This is a genomic window from Azospirillum sp. HJ39, from assembly GCF_041507355.1.
In the GTDB taxonomy this organism is placed as follows: Bacteria; Pseudomonadota; Alphaproteobacteria; order Azospirillales; family Azospirillaceae; genus Azospirillum; species Azospirillum thiophilum.
This window is the reverse complement of the sequence record NZ_CP167913.1, coordinates 277,299-296,465: the sequence shown is the minus strand read 5'-3', so window position 1 is coordinate 296,465 and position 19,167 is coordinate 277,299. Positions and strand designations below refer to the sequence as shown.

Genomic DNA, 19,167 nt, shown 5'->3' with positions numbered 1-19,167 from the left:
CAGAAAGCCAGCCCCCCACCTATCCTCCCCCACTGGGTGGGGGAGGGACTGCCGCCGCTTTCCCGAACAGGCACTTGTCCCCTCCCCCGCCCAGCGGGGGAGGGTTAGGGTGGGGGCACCGTCAGCCGACGCCCATGCATCGCAACCACCGAAGGTGGAGTCCCCATGCCCTTCATCGAAGCCGCCGGCATCACCCAGCATTACGACCTGACCGGCCCGGCCGATGCGCCGGTGCTGCTGTTCGCCAACTCCATCGGCACCAGCTTCCACATCTGGGACGCCGTGGTTCCCCACCTGTCGCAGCGCTACCGCATCCTGCGCTACGACATGCGCGGCCATGGCCTGACCCAGGCGACGCCGGTCACCGGGGAAGCCGGCTACAACATGGACATGCTGGCCGACGACGCCGCCGGTCTCATGGACGCGCTCGGCATAGCGCGCGCCCATGTCTGCGGCCTGTCGATCGGCGGCATGATGGCCCAGCGCCTCGCCGCCAAGGCGGCGGACCGCGTCCATGGGCTGGTGTTGTGCGACACCGCCGGGCAGATCGGCCCGCCGTCGGTCTGGACCGACCGCATCGCCGCCATCCGCGCCCGCGGCATGTCCGCCATCGCCGAGGGCGTGATGGCGCGCTGGTTCACCGCCGGTTTCCGCGACAGCCGCCCCGACCAGATCCGCGGCTACACCGCCATGGTCGCCCGCATCCCCGAGGACGGCTATGTCGGCTGCGCCATGGCGATCCGCGACGCCGACCTGCGCGCCGACAATGCCGGCATCGAAGCCCCGACCCTGGTGATCTGCGGCGAGGAGGATGTGGCGACCCCGCCCGACCTCGCCCGGGAGCTGGCAGCCCGCATCCCCGGCGCCCGGCTCGAACTGCTGCCCGGCGCCGCCCATATCCCCGGCGTCGAGAAGCCGGCGGAGCTGGCGGCATTGATCGACGGCTTCCTGAAGGATCTTCAATGACCGACATGCCCGACAAGGATCTCCACGACCGCGGCATGGCGGTGCGCCGCAAGGTGCTGGGCGACGCCCATGTCGACCGCTCGCTGGAGCGCGCCACCGGCTTCGACGCCGATTTCCAGGAGTTCATCACCAAGACCGCCTGGGGCCAGATCTGGACCCGGCCGGGGCTGGACATCCGGACCCGCAGCATGCTGACCATCGCCATGCTGGCGGCGCTCGGCAAGGATGGCGAGCTGAAGCTGCACATCCGCGCCACCCGCAACACCGGCGTCACCCGCGACGAGGTGAAGGAAATCCTGATGCAGGCCGCGGTCTATGCCGGCATCCCCGCCGGAAACCACGCCATCGCGCTGGCCCGTGCCGTCTATGCCGAGATGGACGACGAGGACGCGGCCGAAGCGGCGCGGAAGGGCTGACCGTCATGGCCGACCTCCGCCCCGACATCCACCACGCAGACCCTTTGCTCGACCCGCTCTTCACCACCGACGCGGCGGCCGACGCCTTCTCGCCCGCGGCAAGGCTGCAGGGCATGCTGGATTTCGAGGCGGCATTGGCACGGGCGGAGGCGTCCGCCGGGGTGATCCCGGCCGGCGCCGTCCCGGCCATCGAGGCGGCCTGCCGGGCCGGTCTCTACGACCCTGACGCGCTGGGGGCGGAGGCCGCGCTTGCCGGCAACACCGCCATCCCGCTGGTCAGGCATCTGACCGCCATGGTGAAGGCCGCCGACGAGGAGGCATCGCGTTTCGTCCATTGGGGCGCCACCAGCCAGGACGCGATGGACAGCGGCCTGATGCTGCAGCTTCGCCGCTTCCTCGACGGGCTGGACGCCGATCTGGCGGCACTGGCCGACGGGCTGGCCGATCTCGCCGACCGCCACCGCGCCACCCCGATGGTCGCCCGCACCTGGCTGCAGCATGCGCTGCCCACCACCTTCGGGCTGAAGGCGGCGGCTTGGCTCGACGCGCTCGGCCGCGACCGGCAGCGGCTGGCGGCGGCGCGCAGCCGGCTGGCCCTGCAGTTCGGCGGAGCCGCCGGAACGCTCGCGGCCTTGGGCGAGGCCGGCCCGGCGGTGGCCGAGGCGCTGGCCAGGGACCTGGCCCTCCCCCTGCCGGCCCTGCCCTGGCATGCCAGCCGCGACCGCATCGCCGAACCCGCCGCCGCGCTCGGCATCCTCGCCGGCACGCTGGGAACGCTGGGCCGCGACATTTCGCTGATGATGCAGATGGAGGTGGGCGAAGCCTTCGAGCCCGCCGCTCCCGGCCGCGGCGGCTCCTCCACCATGCCGCACAAGCGCAACCCGGTGTCCTGCGCCGTGCTGCTGTCCTGCGCCATCCGCGCCCCGGCGCTGGTCGGCGGATTGCTGGCCGCCCAGGTGCAGGAGCATGAGCGCGGGCTGGGCGGCTGGCACGCCGAATGGCAGGCGCTGCCCGACCTCTGCCGCCTCGTCGCCGGGGCTGCCTGCCATGCCCGCGGGACGGTCGCCGGCCTGACGGTGGATGCGGAGCGCATGCGCGCCAACCTGGACCTGACCCGCGGCCTGATCCTGGCCGAGGCGGTCGCCATGGCGCTCGGCGAGCGGATGGGCCGGCTGGCCGCCCATTCCCGCATCGCCGACGCCAGCCGCCGCGCATCCTCCTCCGCCCGCCCCCTGCGCGACGTGCTGGCGGAGGATGCGGAGGTGGTGCAGGCGCTGGGCATGGACGGGCTAGACCGCCTGTTCGACCCGCTGCGCTACACCGGCTCGGCCGGTCATTTCATCGACCGCGTACTGGACAACCACAGGCAAACACAAGGTCGGCAAAGCTGACCGCTCCCAAGGAGGGAACCTCAAGATGGATACGGCCGTTCGAGAGGCAGAGGGCGACTTCAGCCCCCGCGACTGGGCGCAGCATCCGCCCTACCTGTCGCCGCTCTACAAATCGACGGTGCTGCGCTCGCCGCGCAAACCGCTGATCCCGATGAAGCAGTGCCTGTCGGTGCGGACCGGCCCGGTCTTCGGTCATGACAGCGTCGATGCGCTGGACAACGACCTGACGAAGAACGGCCGGGTCAACGGCGAGCCGGTCGGCGAGCGCATGATCGTCACCGGCCGCGTGCTCGACGAGAACGGCCGGCCGGTGCCGCATACCCTGCTGGAGATCTGGCAGGCCAACGCCTGCGGCCGCTACGTCCACCGCTGGGACCAGCACGATGCGCCGCTCGACCCCAATTTCTTCGGGGCCGGCCGCTGCATCACCGACGCCGAGGGGCGCTACCGCTTCACCACGATCAAGCCCGGCGCCTATCCCTGGGGCAACCACCACAATGCCTGGCGCCCGGCCCACATCCATTTCTCGCTGTTCGGGCCGTCCTTCCTGACCCGGCTGGTCACCCAGATGTATTTCCCGGGCGATCCGCTGCTGCCGCTCGATCCCATCTACAACGGCGTGCCGGAGGGTGCGCGCGAGCTGCTGGTCTCGCGCTTCTCCATCGACGTGACCGAGCCGGTGTGGGCGCTCGGCTACGAGTTCGACATCGTCCTGCGCGGACGCCAAGCCACGCCGATGGAGGGCTGAGACCGATGACCCAGACGCTGAAACAGACCCCGTCCCAGACCGTCGGCCCCTATTTCGCCTATGCCTGGACCCCGGAACTCTACGGCCGCCGCCCGCTGGCGACCAACCGGCTGGCGACGCACGACACGGCCGGCGAACACATCCGCATCGAAGGCATCGTCACCGACGGCGAGGGCACGCCGATCCGCGACTGCGTGGTCGAGATCTGGCAGGCCGGCGCCGACGGCAAGCATGCTCCCGGCGCCGCCGGCTTCGGCCGCTGCGGCACCGACGATGCGGGGCGTTACTTCTTCGACACCGTGAAGCCGGGCCCCCACGGCGACGGCCACGCCCCGCATGTCGCGGTGACGGTGTTCGCCCGCGGCATGCTGAGCCACGCCTTCACCCGCCTGCACTTCTCCGACGAGGCGGCGGCCAATGCGGAGGATCCGGTGCTGGCGACCGTGCCGGACGACCGCCGCGATACCCTGATCGCCCAACGCGCCGAGACGCCGGGCGGCGTGGTCTACCGCTTCGACATCCGCCTCCAGGGCGACCGGGAGACGGTGTTCTTCGACTGCTGAAGCCGGAGGCACGACGGGAGGGGAGCAGCCGCAGCGGCCCTCGCCCCCGTCATGCCTTGCACCCCTTACGCGGCGCGGATCGTCTCCACGAAGCGCTGAACCTCCTGGCGCAGCCGGGCCGACTGGTGCGACAGGGCGTCGGCTGCGGTGCGGGCCTGGGCCGCCATGCTGCCGGTTTCCCCGGCGGCACGGGTGACGCCGACGATGTTGGCCGACACCTCGCGCGTGCCGCCCGCGGCCTGCTGGACGTTGCGGCTGATCTCGCGCGTCGCCGCCCCCTGCTCCTCCGCCGCGGCGGCGACGGCGGTGACCGTCTCGCTGATGCCCAGGATGGTGCGGCCGATGGATTGGATGGCGCCGACGGCATTGCCGCTGACCGCCTGCATCTCGGCGATCTGGGCGGCGATCTCCTCCGTCGCCTTGGCGGTCTGGTTGGCGAGGTTCTTCACCTCGCTCGCCACCACGGCGAAGCCCTTCCCCGCTTCACCCGCGCGGGCGGCCTCGATGGTGGCGTTCAGGGCCAGCAGGTTGGTCTGGCCGGCGATGGACTGGATCAGGCTGACGACATCGCCGATCTTCTGCGCGGCCTGCGCCAGCCCGGCGACGGTGCCGTTGGTCCTTTCGACCTCGCCCACCGCATCGTTCGCCATCCGGGAAGAGGCGGCGATGCGCTGGTTGATCTCCTCGATGGAGTGGGCCAGCTCCTCCGCCGCGGCGGCGACCGTCTGCACATTGGCGCTGGCGACGTCGGCGGCTCCGGCGACGGCCGAGGCCTGGGCGTTGGTCTGCTCGGCGATGGCCGACAGCCCTTCGGAATCGGCGCGAATCCGTTCCGCCTGCTCGGTCACCCCGGCGACCACGTCGCCGACCGACCCCTCGAAGCCGGCGGCCAGACGGGCCAGCTCCTGCTTGCGCCGTTCGGCCGCCTGCGCATCGTCAAGGCGGCGCTGCTCCTCCATCTGGGCGACGCGGCCGGCATTCTCCTTGAACAGCTGCAGCGCCGTGTTGATCGCCCCGATCTCGTCGGCGCGGTCGCGGTCGGCCACCTCGACGTCGCGCCGGCCGGCGGTCAGCGCCTGCACCGTCGCGATGATCCGGCGCAGCGGCCGGCCGACGATGGCGCGGGTCGCCAGCCACAGCGCCAGCAACAGCACGGCGGCCAGCGCCAGGGCGCCCACGACGATGAAGGTTCGCAATTCCTGCTTCGGCGCCTCGATCCTGTCCATCGGCAGGTTGACCAGAACCGCCCAGGGTGTGGCCGACCGGCCGACCGTCACCGGCAGGAACAGCTGGCGCACCTCCGTGTTCAGGCTTTTCGACACCGAATATTGCGCGAAGTCCCGCCCCTCGCGGATGGCAGGCAGGGCGTTCTTCAGCCTTTCGTTGGTCTGGTCGATGGGTTTGCCCAGATGGTCGCGGTTGGAATAGCCCGCCCACAGCCCGCCGTTGGAGATCAGGAAGACCGAACCCGTATCGAAGGGCTTGGCCGACTTCAGCTCGTTCCAGATCTCGTCGGTGGCGATGTCGACGCCGGCGACGCCGATGAATTTGCCGCCTTCCATGATCGGCACCACCAGCGACACCATCAGGATGCTCTTGCCGGCGACGACATAGCTGTAGGGCTCGACGATCACTTCCCGGCCGGTGCGCTTGGCCTGCTGGTAATAGAGACCGTCCGGCCCGGGATCGTCATAGCCGACCAGAGCCTCCAGCTGGATCTTGCCGCCGCCGCGGTTCCAATAGGGAATGAAGCGGCCGCTGGCATCGCTGCCGGGACTGTTGACGAAGGCGGAATCCTTGCCGTCCAGCGCGTTCGGCTCCATGCCGACCCACACGCCGATCAGGTTGCCGTTGCTCTCCAGCAGGCTTTTCAGCCAGTCGTTCAGCGTGCCGCGGTCGGCGACCCCGTTTCGTTTCAGGCTCAGCAGCGTGGTGCCCATCAGCCGGCTGATGCCCAGCGCATCGTTCAGCCGGCGTTCGACGACCGCCGAATGGTACCTGCCCAGCTCGTCCCCCGCCTTGAAGGACAGCGCGTCGGTGTCGGCGCCGCCCTTGGCCGAGATCCCGACCGTGCCGGCTCCCAATCCGATCACCAGAACCAAGCCGATCGCCAGCACCAGCTTGGTGACCAACGGCAGCTTCCCGAACATCGCAAACCCCATCCATAGCCCACTCGACGTATTACCATCGCCTGATGCACGGGGTTGCGTCCAGAAAAAGAAGATAAAGTTTTAGAAGTGTCATAAAGAGCGCGGATAATGATTATCATAATCGTTCTACAGTCTGAAATATCAATACCCGATAATGAAAAGGTGTTTCTCCGCTTCACACCGTCATATCCCTTGCATCTCCGACCGTGCTTCACCTGCCGCCCCAATGGGATAAGGAAAAGGGGCGGCCCGGCTTTCCGGACCGCCCCTTCCGTCGTCGGTGCTGCGGCGCCGTTGCTTACTTGCGGGCGGCGGCGATGGCGGCCTGGATGTCCTTCAGGATTTCGGCACCGCCGTCGGCGGCGTACTTGTCGAAGGCGGGCTTGACCATCCCGCGCATGCGGTCGAGCTCGGCCGGGCTCAGCTCGTTGATCTGCATGCCCTTCTCCTTCAGGTAGGCCACGCTCTGGGCCGAGGCCTCGCGGCTGTCCTTGCGCTCGAACTCGCGCGAGGCGACGGCGGACTCGTTCAGGATCTTCTTCTCGTCGGCCGACAGGCCGTCGTACCAGCGCTTGCTGGCCAGCACGATCCACGGGCTGTAGACGTGGCGGGAGATGGTCAGGTACTTCTGGACTTCATAGAACTTGGAGGACTGGATGGTCGTGACCGGGTTCTCCTGGCCGTCGACCGTGCCGGTCTCCAGCGCGGTGAACAGCTCGGAGAAGGCCAGCGGCACCGCGTTGGCGCCGAAGCGGTTGAACATGTCGATGTAGACCGGGTTCTGCATCACGCGCAGCTTGATGCCGCCCATGTCCTCGATCTTGGTGATCGGCCGCTTGCTGTTGGTCAGGTTGCGGAAGCCGTTCTCCCAATAGACCAGCCCGACAAGACCCTTGTCGTTCAGCGCCTTCAGCAGCTTCTCGCCGAACGGGCCGTCGAGGACGGCGTCGGCCTCCTTCTCGTTGTTGAACAGGAAGGGCAGGTCGTAGACGCCGAAATCCTTGACGATGCCGACGAGCGTGGCGGTGGAACCCACCATCATCTCCTGCGCGCCGCCGATCAGGGCGTTCTGCATCTGGATGTCGCTGCCCAGGCTGGCGTCGCCGAAGCCCTTCATCTTGAACTTGCCGCCGCTGCGCTTGGACATCTCCTCGGCGAGGAACTTGACGGCGCGGCCCTGGTTGCTGCTTTCCGACAGGCCGTAGCCGAAGCGGATGATGCGGGTCTTGACCTCCTGCGCCGAGGCGGTCGTCGCGGCGGCGACCGGGGCGAGCAGGGCGGCGGCGAGGCCGGTGGCGAGCAGAAGCTTGCGGAACATGGTGGAACTCCCCTTCTTCAGGCGTTTCGTTGTGGTTGGTCTTCGAGGCTCAGTGGAACATGTGCAGCGGGACGGTGACGATCTCCGGCACGGCGATCAGCAGGCCCAGCAGGACGATGTAGGTCAGAAGGAAGGGCCAGATGCCCTTGGTGGCGCTTTCCAGCGAGATGCGGGCGACGCCGCACACCACGTTCAGCACCGTGCAGACCGGCGGATGGATCAGGCCCAGCGTGCCGACCAGGACGAACATCACGCCGAAATAGGCGGGGTCGATGCCGGCCTTGATCGCCAGCGGGGTCAGGACCGGACCGAGCACCAGGATGGTCGGCGTCAGGTCCATCACCGTGCCGACGGCCAGCAGCAGCATGGCGATGGCCAGCATCAGCATCTTCGGATGGTCCATCAGCGGGGCCAGCAGCTCGGTCATCTGCTGCGGCAGGTCGGCCAGCGTCACCATGTAGGACGACACCAGCGCCGCGGCGCACAGGAACATCACGGTGGCCGTGGTGCGCGCCGCCTGGACCAGCAGCGGGACCAGCTGCGGCAGCGTCACCTGACGGTAGACGAACAACGCGACGAACAGCGAATAGACGGCGGCGACCACCGCGGCCTCGGTCGGCGTGAAGATGCCGCCGCGCAGGCCGCCGATGATGATGACCGGCAGGGCCAGCGCCCATACGCCGTCGCCCAGCGCCTTCAGCCGCTCGCGCCCGCTCGCCTTCGGCTGCAGCTTGACCGTCATGTCGCGCACCACGAACATCCAGGCGCCGACCAGGCCGATGCCCATCAGCAGGCCGGGCACGATGCCGGCCATGAACAGCGCGCTGATCGAGGTGTTGGTGGTCACGCCGAAGATGATGAAGGGCATGCTGGGCGGGATGATCGGGGCGATGATGCCGCCCGACGCGATCAGGCCGGCCGAGCGCGGCACCGGATAGCCGTGGTCGCGCATCATCGGGATCAGCAGGGTGGCGAGCGCCGCGGTGTCGGCGATGGCCGAGCCCGACAGGCTGGCCAGCATCACCGACGCGCCGATGGTGACGTAGCCGAGGCCGCCCTTGATGTGGCCGACCAGGCTGACCGCCAGGTTGATGATGCGCTGGGAGATGCCGCCGGCATTCATCAGCTCGCCGGCCAGGATGAAGAAGGGCACCGCCATCAGCGGATAGTTGTCGGCGCCGCTCAGCATGTTCTGGGCGACCAGCTGGGCGTCGAAGAAGTCGAGGTGGACCATCAGCGCGACGCCGGTCAGCATCAGCGCGAAGGCGATGGGCATGCCGAGCAGCATGAAGCCGAACAGCGAACCCAGGAAAATGGTGAGAGTCATGGCGGCAACTCCGTCCGCAGAAGACCTGCGACGTTTGTCTTGGGGGCTGGGTTCAGTGCTTGGCGACGGCGGCGCTGCCGCCCTGGGCGCCCGGCGCCGGCGGCGCCACCGCGGGGCCGTGCGACTCCGGATGGTCCAGCGTCGTGTCGGGATTGCCGGGGATGCGGGCGTCCGGCTGGTCGGTGACGATCTTCCACAGGTTGGTCAGCACGGTCAGCGCCATGGCGATGGCCGGGAAGAAGCCGGCCGCGGCATAGAAGGCCATGGGGAAGCGCAGGACGGTGGAGAAGGTCTCCATGCCGATCAGCAGCTGCATCCAGCTCCCCTGCACGAACAGCCACAGGGCGTACAGCATCAGCAGATGCGCGATCACCGCGCAGACCCGGCGCGCCTTGGCCGGCAGGCGGCTCTGCAGGATCTCCAGCCCCAGATGGCGCTGGTGGCGCAGCGCCACGGTGGCGCCCAGGAACACCAGCCACACGAACATCAGCCGCGCGATCTCTTCCGCCGCGACGATGCCGCTGTTGAAGATGTAGCGCAGGACGACGTTGCCGAAGACAAGACCGACCATGACCGCCAGCATCAGCGCCATGATCCATTCGGTGATCCGCTCCAGCAGATCCGCCACGCGTTTCATGCGTTCCTCCCGGCGGCTGCGCCGCCATTCCTTGACCCGGCGGCTGCGCCGCCACGATCTTGTTTGTCTTCGCCGCCGGTGAGGCGGGTATACGCGTCGGCGACGATGGCATCGGCCGGCAGCGTCACCTCATAGGACAGGGCGCACTCGTCCGCGGCCGGCGGTTCCAGGTCGGCGAACTGGCTGTCGACCAGGGCCGTCGGCATGAAATGGGCGGTTCGCGCCCCCATGCGCGACAGGATCAGCGCCTTGTCGCCGAACAGATGCAGGAACAGCACCTTCCCGCTGTCGCCGCGCAGCCGGTCGCGATAGCGCCGCTTCAGCGCCGAACAGGCGACCACCAGCCCGCGGCCCTCTCGGTCGGCATCGGCGATGAAGCCGGCCAGCGTGCCCAGCCAGCCGTCGCGGTCGGCGTCGGTCAGCGGGATGCCGGACGACATCTTGGCGATGTTGGCCGGCGGATGGTGCGCGTCGCCTTCGACGAACCCGACGCCCAGCGCATCGGCCAGGCCTTGGCCGACGCTGGACTTGCCGCAGCCGGCCACGCCCATCACCACGACGACCGGCGGGACGGCGGGCGGCGCGGCGGGCGGCGCCCCGGCGGACTGCACAAGGGGCGGCACAATGGGGGGACCGTTCATGAGCCTTTTGTTCCCGATTCCCGGGTGCGCGGCGGCATCGCAGCGTCGTTGCGACACCGCCGCGCACTGACATATCCATGTTAGCGCTATCATCGCAAGGTCACCTGTAGCGTCCCGGCCCAGTGGCTGGAATGCGTGGATGACGTCCAGGCGAGATGGCGATACTGTTAGCGCTAACCTTGACGCCGGTAAAGAGTTTTGTTTGAGTTGCGGACGAACTGAGGAACGGAGCCGGAGGATGCGGGCGAAGGCCCTGCGACGCCGGCGGCTCTTGTGGCCCATGATACGGGACTGTAATCAGCCGGTCCGCGCGACCCTTCGTCGCGCCGGCCGGAATTGGCCGGAATTGGCCCGCATTGGAAGGATGGACCCTCGTGACGACGCATGGCGGTGATCGGGTGCCCCCCCTGGCGGTCAAGACGCGCAAGCCGCGCTCCTCGCGCACCGGGCGCGCGACGATGGCGGACGTCGCGGAACGGGTGGGCGTCAGCGCCATCACCGTGTCGCGCGCCTTCAAGCGACCGGAACTGGTGATGCCGGACCTGCGCCAGCGCATCCTCGACACCGCGCAGTCGATGGGCTACGTGCCGAACCAGGCGGCCAGCGCGCTGGCGTCGGCGCGCTCGATGACGGTGGCGGTGCTGATTCCGTCGATGACCAACATGGTCTTCGTGGAGACGCTGGCCGGCATCCACGACATGCTGCTGCCGCGCGGCTACCGCGCCCTGATCGGCGTCACCCACTATTCCCCGGAGGAGGAGGAGCGGCTGATCCGCACCTACCTGCAGTTCCAGCCCGACGGCATCCTGCTGACCGGCACCGACCACACCGAGATCGCCCGCACCTACCTGTCGGCGCTGAGCAGCCCGACCGTCCACATGATGGAGCTGCTGGACGACCCCGACAGCCTCAGCGTCGGCTGTTCGCAGGAGGAGGGCGGCCGGCTGATGACCACCCACCTGCTGGAGCGCGGCTATCGCCGCATCGGCTTCGTGGCGGTGCAGCTCGACCCCCGCACGCTCGCCCGCCTGGACGGCTACCGCCGCGCGCTGGAGGAGGCCGGCCTGTATGACGAGAAGCGGGTGTGGCGCCTGCCCGACCCCTCCTCCATCCATCTGGGGGCGGCGATGATCGACCGGCTGATGGCCGAGAACAGCGACTGCGACGCCGTGTTCTTCTGCAACGACGACCTGGCGCAGGGCGCGCTGTTCCAGTGCCAGCGCCGTGGCATCCGCGTGCCCGGCCAGCTCGCCGTCGCCGGCTTCAACGACCTGCCGGCCTCGGCCTGGACGACTCCGACCCTGACCACCGTCGCCACGCCGCGCTACGCCATCGGCCGCCATGCCGCCGCCATGCTCATCGACCTGATGGACGGCAAGGAGCCGGCGCAACGCCAGCTCGACCTTGGGCTGACCTTCATCGCGCGGGAGAGCACCTGAGGGGGAGGGGTTGCAGCGCATGCCCCCTCCCCATCCCTCCCCCGCTCTCGGCCGGCCGAAGGCCGGTCCGATCGCGGGAGAGGGGGGAGGAGTTTTGCGGGAGTGCAGCAGAGTTCCCTCTCCCGCAAAGCGGGGGAGGGTTAGGGAGGGGGCAAGACGCCGCCCCCCGAACCACATCCCCTCCGCCCCGCCAATGATGCGGATCAACCGCGGAGCCCGGCGGACGGCATGGCTGCCGCGCAGGCTCGGCGTCTCAGGCCGGCAGGGCCGGGCGTAGACTGAGGGGCATGCTGACGCTCCGACATCTGGCGATCGACACCGTCCGGGAGAATGTCGCCTTCCTCAACCGGCGCTGCACCCGCTACCATGTCGAGGATTTCCTCGGGCTGGGGCGGGTGGAGGTGCGGAACGACGGCCGCTCCCTGCTGGCGGTGCTGAACATCGTCGATGACGACGCCATCGTCGGACCGGACGAGATCGGCCTGTCGGCCCCGGCCTTCCGCCGGCTCGGGCTGGCCGCAGGCTCGGCGGTGCATCTGGTGCCGCCCACCCCGCCGGAGAGCTTCGAGCTGGTGCGCGCCAAGGTCGGCGGCGCCGCCCTGGACGACGCCCAGCTGGCCGCGATCATCCGCGACGTCACCGACCTGCGCTATTCCAAGATCGAGATCGCCGCCTTCCTGATCGCCTGCGCCAGCTTCATGACCACGGCGGAGGTGCTGGGCCTGACCCGCGCCATGATCGCCGCCGGCACCCGGCTGCATTGGGACGGCCTTGACGGGCTGCCGCGGACCATCGCCGACAAGCATTGCATCGGCGGCATCCCCGGCAACCGCACCTCGATGATCGTCGTGCCGATCGTCGCGGCGCACGGCCTGCCGATCCCGAAGACGTCGTCGCGCGCCATCACCTCGCCCGCCGGCACCGCCGACACCATGGAGGTGCTGGCCAACGTAGACATTCCGGTCGAGCGCATGCAGGCGCTGGTGCGCGAGGCCAAGGGCTGCCTGGTCTGGGGCGGCCATGTCCGGCTGTCGCCGGCCGACGACATCCTGATCTCGGTCGAACGGCCGCTGGCCATCGACACCCGCGAACAGCTGGTCGCCTCCATCCTGTCGAAGAAGGTGGCGGCCGGCTCCACCCATCTGCTGATCGACATCCCGGTCGGCCCCAGCGCCAAGATCCGCAACGCGGGCGAGGCGGTGCGGCTGCGCAAGCTGTTCGAGCATGTCGGCGACCGGCTCGGCCTGACGCTGGAGGTGGCGCTCACCGACGGCTCGCAGCCGGTCGGGCGCGGCATCGGCCCGGTGCTGGAGGCGCGCGACGTCATGGCGGTGCTACGCAACGATCCAGCCGCCCCGGCCGACCTCAGGGAGCGCGCCCTGCTGCTGGCCGGCCGCATCCTGGAATTCGACCCGGCGGTTCGCGGCGGTGCCGGCGGCAGCCGGGCGCGCGACCTGCTGGAGTCGGGCGCCGCACTCGCCACCATGGAGAGGATCATCGCCATGCAGGGGCCGCCGCCCGCGGTGGCGACCCTCGGCACGCTGGTCGCCGAGGTCGCGGCCCCGGCCGACGGGGTCGTCTCCTCGCTCGACTGCTACCGCCTCGCCCGCATCGCGCGGCTGGCCGGCGCCCCCAACGACAAGGGGGCGGGCATCGACCTGCTGCGCAAGGTCGGCGAGCGCGTGCGCCGGGGCGAGCCGCTCTACCGCATCCATGCCGGCACCAACGCCGACTTCACCTTCGCCCAGGCCTTTGCGGCGGAGGGCAGCGGGGTGGTGGTGGGGTGACAACAATGCCCTCTCCCGCCCCGGGAGAGGGAGGGGACCCACGAAGTGGGGAGGGTGAGGGGCAGTGCGGGATTTGAGAACCGCATGGTTCCTTGGATCACCCCTCACCCTTCCCACCGCTTCGCGGCGGGCCCCTTCCCTCTCCCCGGGGGGGAGAGGGAATGTTCAGAAGAAGGAGCCTTCCGATGTCCCTGTCACTGACCTTCCACGGCGCCGCCGGAACGGTGACCGGCTCCTGCTTCCGCCTGTCGACGCCCGAAGGCGACGTGCTGGTCGATTGCGGCATGTTCCAGGGCACCAAGACGATCCGGGAACTGAACTACCGGCCCTTTCCCTTCGACCCCGCCTCGATCCGGGCGGTGCTGCTGACCCATGCCCACATCGACCATTCCGGCCTGCTGCCCAAGCTGACGCGGCTGGGCTTCCGCGGCCGAATCTTCGCCACCGGCGGCACGGTCGACCTGCTGGACTACATGCTGCCCGACAGCGGCTACATCCAGGAGGGCGAGGTGGAGCGGCTGAACCGACGCAACCGCCAGCGCGGCCGGGCCGCCGTCCAGCCGATCTACACCCAGGACGACGCCATCCGCAGCCTGCGCCGGCTGCGCCGGGTCGAGTACGACCGCTGGGTCCAGATCCTGCCGGGCCTGCGCGCCCGCTTCTGGCAGGCCGGCCACATCCTGGGCTCCGCCTCCATCGAGATCGAAGTCACCGACGGCGTTGCGGACCCCACCCGCATCCTGTTCTCCGGCGACCTCGGCCCCGGCGGCAAGAGCTTCCACGCCGATGCCGATGGCCCCGAGCGGCCCGACTGGATGATATTGGAAACCACCTACGGCGACCGCGACCGCACCGACCTCGACGAGGCCGGGCGGCAGGCGGTGCTGCTGGCGGAGGTGACGGCGGCGCTGGCGGCCGGCGGCGTGCTGCTGATCCCGGTCTTTGCGGTGGAGCGCACGCAGGAACTGCTCTACGACCTCGACTGCCTGTTCGACAGCGGGCGGCTGCCGGCGGTGGATGTCTTCCTCGATTCGCCGCTGGCCGACGCGGTGACCGGCGTCTTCCGCCGCCATCTCGACGACCTGGAAACCGACGGCGATCCCTTCACCCGCGCCAACCTCCACCATGTCCGCAGCGTGCCGGAGAGCCAGCGGCTGAACAGCCTGTCCGGCGGCGCCATCGTCATGGCCGCAAGCGGCATGTGCGATGCCGGCCGCATCCGCCATCACCTGAAGAACCGGCTGTGGCGCCCGCAGGACACCGTCCTTCTGGTCGGCTACCAGGCGCCCGGCACGCTCGGCCGGCTGCTGCAGGAGGGCACGCCCCGCGTCCGCATCCATGGCGAGGAGATCGCGGTGAAGGCGCGGCTGCGCTTCATCGACGTCTATTCCGGCCATGCCGACCGCTCGGCCCTGCTCGATTGGGTTGCGGCACGGCACGGCGTCGGCCACGGCCTGTTCCTGGTCCATGGCGAGGAGGCCGCCCGCGCCTCGCTCCGCCAGGGCCTGCTCGACAAGGGCTGGGCGCCGGAGCGCATCGCCCTGCCCGCGCTGGACGACCGCGTCGATCTCGCCGCCCCGCGCCCGCTGGAACCGGCCGAGCACCATGCCCGCCTCGCCGCCGCCGGGCTTGCCGGCCGCGACTGGCACAACCGCTATGCCGAGGCGCTGCTGGCACTGCGCCGCACGCTGGATGCCGCCCCCGACGACGACGCGCGCGACCGCATCCTGGCCGGCGTGATGGGGGCGCTGGACACCGGTGGAACAGCTGGAAAGGGAACCCTGCCATGACCTTCAAGCGCCTTCTGATCGCCGTGGCCCTGCTGGCGCTGCTCGGCGCCGGGGCCGCCTATGGCTGGCGGGCGATGCAGGGCAACCGGCTGCCCGCCGGCTTCGCCTCCGGCAACGGCCGGATCGAGGCGAACGAGATCGACGTCGCCACCAAATACGCCGCCCGCGTCCTGACCATCCCGGTCGAGGAAGGCGACCTGGTGGAGGCCGGCGCCGTCATCGCCACGCTCGACACCCGCGACCTGGAAGCGCAGCTCCGCTCCGCCGAGGCGCAGCTGCGCCAGTCCCGCCGCACGCGCGAGGAATCGGTGGCGCTGGTCGCCCAGCGCGCGAGCGAGGCCGACTTCGCCGCCAAGGAGATGGAACGGGCGCTGATCCTGTTCGGCAAGGGCCATGTCGCCGAACAGCGGGTCGATCAGGCGCGCAACAGCCGCCGCACCGCCGATGCCGCGCTGGAGGCGGCCAAGAGCCACCTCGCCAGCGCCGACGAGGCCATAACCGCCGCGGCCGGCGACGTCGACCGGCTGGCAGATCTGGTCGCCGACGGCGTGCTGAAGGCGCCGCGCAAGTCGCGCGTGCTCTACCGCCTGTCCGAACCGGGCGAGGTGCTGGCGGCCGGCGGCAAGGCGGCGACGCTGCTCGACCTGTCCAACGTCTACATGACCTTCTTCCTGCCGACCGGCACGGCGGGAAATCTCGCGCTGGGGGCGGAGGCGCGCATCCTGCTGGACGCGGTTCCCGGCACCGCGATCCCCGCCGCCGTCACCTTCGTCGCGCCGCGCGCCCAGTTCACGCCCAAGCAGGTGGAAACCAAGTCCGAACGCGACCGCATGATGTTCCGCGTCAAGGCCCGCGTCCCGGAGGCGCTGGTCACCCGCTACATCGAGCGGGTGAAGACCGGCCTGACCGGCATGGCCTATGTGAAGCTGGACGACAAGGCGGTCTGGCCCGACTGGCTGGAGTCGACCCTGACCCGCGGAGAGTCTCCCTCTCCGCCGCCGATATCTCCCTCTCCCCCCCGGGGAGAGGGTCGGGGTGAGGGGGAGGCACAGCATGACTTCGCCGAAATGGCTCCCTCTCCCGCCCCGGGAGAGGGAAGGGGCCCGCCGCAAAGCGGTGGGAAGGGTGAGGGGGTGGGCACGAAGCCATGCGGTTCAGATTTCCTGGCTCACCCCTCACCCTCCCCGCCTCCGGCGGGGCCCCTCCCTCTCCCGGGACGGGAGAGGGCATTATCATGACACCCGCTCCCGCCGGCACCAACGCCGTCTCGCTGTCGGGCGTGCGGCACCGCTATGGCGGGACGGTGGCGCTGGAGGAGATCGCGCTCGACATCCCCGCCGGTGCCGGCGTCGCGATCATCGGCCCGGACGGCGTCGGCAAATCGACCCTGCTCGGCCTGATCGCCACCGCCAAGAAGATCCAGCAGGGCACCATCCGCGTGCTCGGCACCGACCTCGCCGACCGGCGCGGGCGGGCGGCGCTCCAGCCGCGCATCGCCTACATGCCGCAGGGGCTGGGCCGCAACCTCTATGCCGACCTCAGCGTCGCGGAGAACCTGCAGTTCTTCGGCCGCCTGTTCGGCCTCGACGCCGCCGAGCGCCGGAGCCGCATCGCCGACCTTCTGGAATCGACCGGGCTGGCCCCCTTCCCCGACCGGCCGGCCGGCAAGCTGTCGGGCGGCATGAAGCAGAAGCTCGGCCTGTGCTGCGCCCTGCTGCACGACCCCGACCTGCTGATCCTCGACGAGCCGACGACCGGCGTCGACCCGCTCTCCCGCCGGCAGTTCTGGGAGCTGATCGCCCGCATCCGCGCCGGCCGGCCCGGCATGACCCTGCTGGTCGCCACCTCCTACATGGACGAGGCGGAGCGGTTCGACCGGGTGCTGATGATGGATGCCGGCCGCCTGCTGGCCTACGACACGCCGGCGGCGGTGAAGGCGCGGACCGGCGCCGCCGATCTGGAGGAGGCCTTCGTCGCCCTGCTGCCCGGCGATGCCGGGCGCGGCCATGAGCGCCTGATCGTCCCGCCCCGCCCGGCCGAGGCCGACGGCGCCGAGCCGGCCATCGAGGCGCGCGGCCTGACCCGCCGATTCGGCGATTTCACCGCGGTATCGGATGTCGGCTTCCGCATCGGCCGCGGCGAGATCTTCGGCTTCCTGGGATCCAACGGCTGCGGCAAGACCACCACCATGAAGATGCTGACCGGCCTGCTGCCCGCCAGCTCCGGCGAGGCGCTGCTGTTCGGCAAGCCGGTCGATGCCGGCGACCTGGAGGGCCGCCGCCGCGTCGGCTACATGGCGCAATCCTTCTCGCTCTATGGCGAGCTGACGGTGCGGCAGAACATGGACCTGCACGCCCGCCTGTTCGGCCTGGACGATGCGGCGCCCCGGCTGGCCGCGCTGGTCGAGCGCTTCGGCCTGTCTCCCTACATCGACGCGGTGGCCGACCGGCTGCCGCTGGGGGTGCGGCAGCGGCTGTCGCTGGCGGTCGCCATCCTGCACGAACCGGAGCTGCTGATCCTCGACGAGCCGACCTCCGGCGTCGATCCGGTGGCGCGCGACCAGTTCTGGCGCGACCTGATCGCGCTCTCGCGCGACCAGGGGGTGACGATCTTCGTCTCCACCCACTTCATGAACGAGGCGGCGCGCTGCGACCGCGTCGCCTTCATGAATGCCGGCCGCGTCATCGCCGCCGGCCCGCCCGACGAGCTGCGCCGCCGGCAGCAGGCCGAAACGCTGGACGACGCCTTCATCGGCTTCATGCGGCAGGCGGAGGGGGATCCTCAATCCCAAACCGAGGAGAATCACCCTCTCCCGCCCCGGGAGAGGGAGGGGCCCCACGAAGTGGGGAGGGTGAGGGGGTCTTCCCGCCTCTCCAGCCGCCGGCTGCTGGCCTACGCATGGCGCGAAACGCTCGAACTCCGCCGCGATCCGGTCCGGCTCACCGTGGCCCTGCTCGGCACCGTGCTGCTGATGCTGGTCTTCGGCTTCGGCATCACCATGGATGTCGAGAACCTCACCTTCGCCGTGCTGGACCACGACCGCACGCCGGAAAGCCGCGCCTATGTCGAGCAGTTCGACGGCTCGCGCAGCTTCCGCGCCACCGCTCCCGCCGTGGACGCCCGCGACCTCGCGCTCCGCCTGCAACGGGGCGACGCCTCATTGACCATCGAGATCCCCGAAGGCTTCGGCCGCGACCTGCGCCGCGGCCGGGTGCCGGAACTGGCGGTGCGCATCGACGGCGCCATGCCCTTCCGGGCCGAGACCATCCAGGGCTACGTCTCCGGCATCCATCAGCGCTTCATCGAGGATGCCGCCACCGCATCCGGTGTCGCCCTGCCCGCCTCGCCGGCCACCCTGGAGATGCGCTACCGCTACAACCAGGCCTTCCGCAGCCTGGACGCCATGGTTCCCAGCACCATCGGCCTGCTGCTGGTCTTCATCCCCGCCATCCTCGCCGCGCTCGGCGTGGTGCGGGAGAAGGAGCTGGGCTCGATCACCAACCTCTACGTCACCCCGGTGACACGGCTGGAGTTCCTGCTGGGCAAGCAATTGCCCTATATCGGGCTGGCCGCCTTCAACCTGCTGCTGATGGTCGCCATGGCCGTCACCCTGTTCGGCGTGCCGGTGAAGGGAAGCCTGACCGGACTGCTCCTGGGCGGGCTGGTCTATGTGGTGGCGACCACGGCGCTGGGGCTGCTGATCTCGGTCTTCACCGCGACCCAGACCGCCGCGGTGTTCGGCACCGCCATCGTCACCATGCTGCCGGCCACGCAATTCTCCGGCATGCTGCAACCGGTGGCGACCCTGGAGGGCGGGGCATGGCTGTTCGGCACGCTGTTCCCCACCACCCATTTCCTGAAAGTGTCGGTCGGCGCCTTCACCAAGGGTCTGGCCCTGCCGGAGCTTCTCCCCTTCATCCTGGCGACCGCCGCCTTCGTGCCGGTGTTCCTGGCGCTCGGCGTCGCCTTCCTGCCGAAACAGGAGCGCTGAACC

15 protein-coding genes are annotated in these 19,167 nt (G+C 69.9%); 10 read left to right on the top strand and 5 right to left on the bottom strand.

Annotation, left to right across the window (positions count from 1 at the left end):
* Positions 1-165 precede the first annotated feature (165 nt).
* From pcaD to pcaG, 5 genes are read left to right on the top strand one after another with little or no spacing between them, the layout of a single operon-like run.
* Positions 166-966, top strand: coding sequence for a 3-oxoadipate enol-lactonase (pcaD, locus tag ABMY26_RS32760; RefSeq protein ID WP_372400368.1), 801 nt, complete (start codon positions 166-168; stop codon positions 964-966).
* Between the two features lie 5 nt (positions 967-971).
* Positions 972-1,382: a 4-carboxymuconolactone decarboxylase gene (gene pcaC, locus ABMY26_RS32755; protein ID WP_372400514.1), complete on the top strand. Its 411-nt coding sequence runs from the start codon at positions 972-974 to the stop codon at positions 1,380-1,382.
* A gap of 5 nt (positions 1,383-1,387) precedes the next feature.
* A complete protein-coding gene (locus tag ABMY26_RS32750; protein ID WP_372400367.1) occupies positions 1,388-2,773 on the top strand; it encodes a 3-carboxy-cis,cis-muconate cycloisomerase in 1,386 nt (461 codons plus the stop codon).
* Positions 2,774-2,798: 25 nt separating this feature from the next.
* Entirely contained in the window at positions 2,799-3,521 is a 723-nt protein-coding gene (pcaH, locus tag ABMY26_RS32745) for a protocatechuate 3,4-dioxygenase subunit beta (RefSeq protein WP_372400366.1), read from the top strand.
* Between the two features lie 5 nt (positions 3,522-3,526).
* Positions 3,527-4,084, top strand: a complete 558-nt coding sequence (pcaG, locus tag ABMY26_RS32740) for a protocatechuate 3,4-dioxygenase subunit alpha (protein ID WP_372400365.1) — start codon at positions 3,527-3,529, stop codon at positions 4,082-4,084.
* A 65-nt stretch (positions 4,085-4,149) separates the two neighbouring features.
* On the opposite strand, the gene ABMY26_RS32735 is transcribed toward pcaG, so the two are convergent.
* The 5 genes from ABMY26_RS32735 to ABMY26_RS32715 all read right to left on the bottom strand — a co-directional run bounded on the left by ABMY26_RS32735 (position 4,150) and on the right by ABMY26_RS32715 (position 10,157).
* A complete protein-coding gene (locus ABMY26_RS32735) occupies positions 4,150-6,234 on the bottom strand; it encodes a methyl-accepting chemotaxis protein (RefSeq protein WP_372400364.1) in 2,085 nt (694 codons plus the stop codon).
* A 298-nt stretch (positions 6,235-6,532) separates the two neighbouring features.
* The gene (locus ABMY26_RS32730) at positions 6,533-7,552 is read right to left on the bottom strand and encodes a TRAP transporter substrate-binding protein (RefSeq protein WP_372400363.1); all 1,020 of its coding nucleotides are present in this window, start codon (positions 7,550-7,552) and stop codon (positions 6,533-6,535) included.
* Between the two features lie 49 nt (positions 7,553-7,601).
* Complete coding sequence (locus ABMY26_RS32725; RefSeq protein ID WP_372400362.1) at positions 7,602-8,879, bottom strand: TRAP transporter large permease; 1,278 nt, start codon at positions 8,877-8,879, stop codon at positions 7,602-7,604.
* 52 nt (positions 8,880-8,931) lie between these two features.
* Positions 8,932-9,516: a TRAP transporter small permease gene (locus ABMY26_RS32720; protein ID WP_372400361.1), complete on the bottom strand. Its 585-nt coding sequence runs from the start codon at positions 9,514-9,516 to the stop codon at positions 8,932-8,934.
* Positions 9,513-10,157, bottom strand: coding sequence for a gluconokinase (locus ABMY26_RS32715; protein WP_372400360.1), 645 nt, complete (start codon positions 10,155-10,157; stop codon positions 9,513-9,515). Before ABMY26_RS32715 ends, ABMY26_RS32720 begins: the two co-directional genes overlap by 4 nt.
* A gap of 374 nt (positions 10,158-10,531) precedes the next feature.
* On the opposite strand from ABMY26_RS32715, the gene ABMY26_RS32710 reads away from it, so the two are divergent.
* From ABMY26_RS32710 to rbbA, 5 genes are all read left to right on the top strand, one after another.
* Positions 10,532-11,596, top strand: coding sequence for a LacI family DNA-binding transcriptional regulator (locus ABMY26_RS32710; RefSeq protein WP_372400359.1), 1,065 nt, complete (start codon positions 10,532-10,534; stop codon positions 11,594-11,596).
* Positions 11,597-11,883: 287 nt separating this feature from the next.
* A complete protein-coding gene (locus tag ABMY26_RS32705) occupies positions 11,884-13,383 on the top strand; it encodes a thymidine phosphorylase family protein (protein ID WP_372400358.1) in 1,500 nt (499 codons plus the stop codon).
* Positions 13,384-13,568: 185 nt separating this feature from the next.
* Positions 13,569-15,173: an MBL fold metallo-hydrolase gene (locus tag ABMY26_RS32700; RefSeq protein ID WP_372400357.1), complete on the top strand. Its 1,605-nt coding sequence runs from the start codon at positions 13,569-13,571 to the stop codon at positions 15,171-15,173.
* Positions 15,170-16,411: an HlyD family secretion protein gene (locus ABMY26_RS32695; RefSeq protein ID WP_372400356.1), complete on the top strand. Its 1,242-nt coding sequence runs from the start codon at positions 15,170-15,172 to the stop codon at positions 16,409-16,411. The genes ABMY26_RS32700 and ABMY26_RS32695 overlap by 4 nt, the downstream gene beginning before the upstream one ends.
* Positions 16,408-19,164 (top strand): ribosome-associated ATPase/putative transporter RbbA, encoded by a 2,757-nt coding sequence (gene rbbA, locus ABMY26_RS32690; protein ID WP_372400355.1) that lies wholly within the window; start codon positions 16,408-16,410, stop codon positions 19,162-19,164. Before ABMY26_RS32695 ends, rbbA begins: the two co-directional genes overlap by 4 nt.
* The last annotated feature ends 3 nt before the right edge of the window (positions 19,165-19,167 follow it).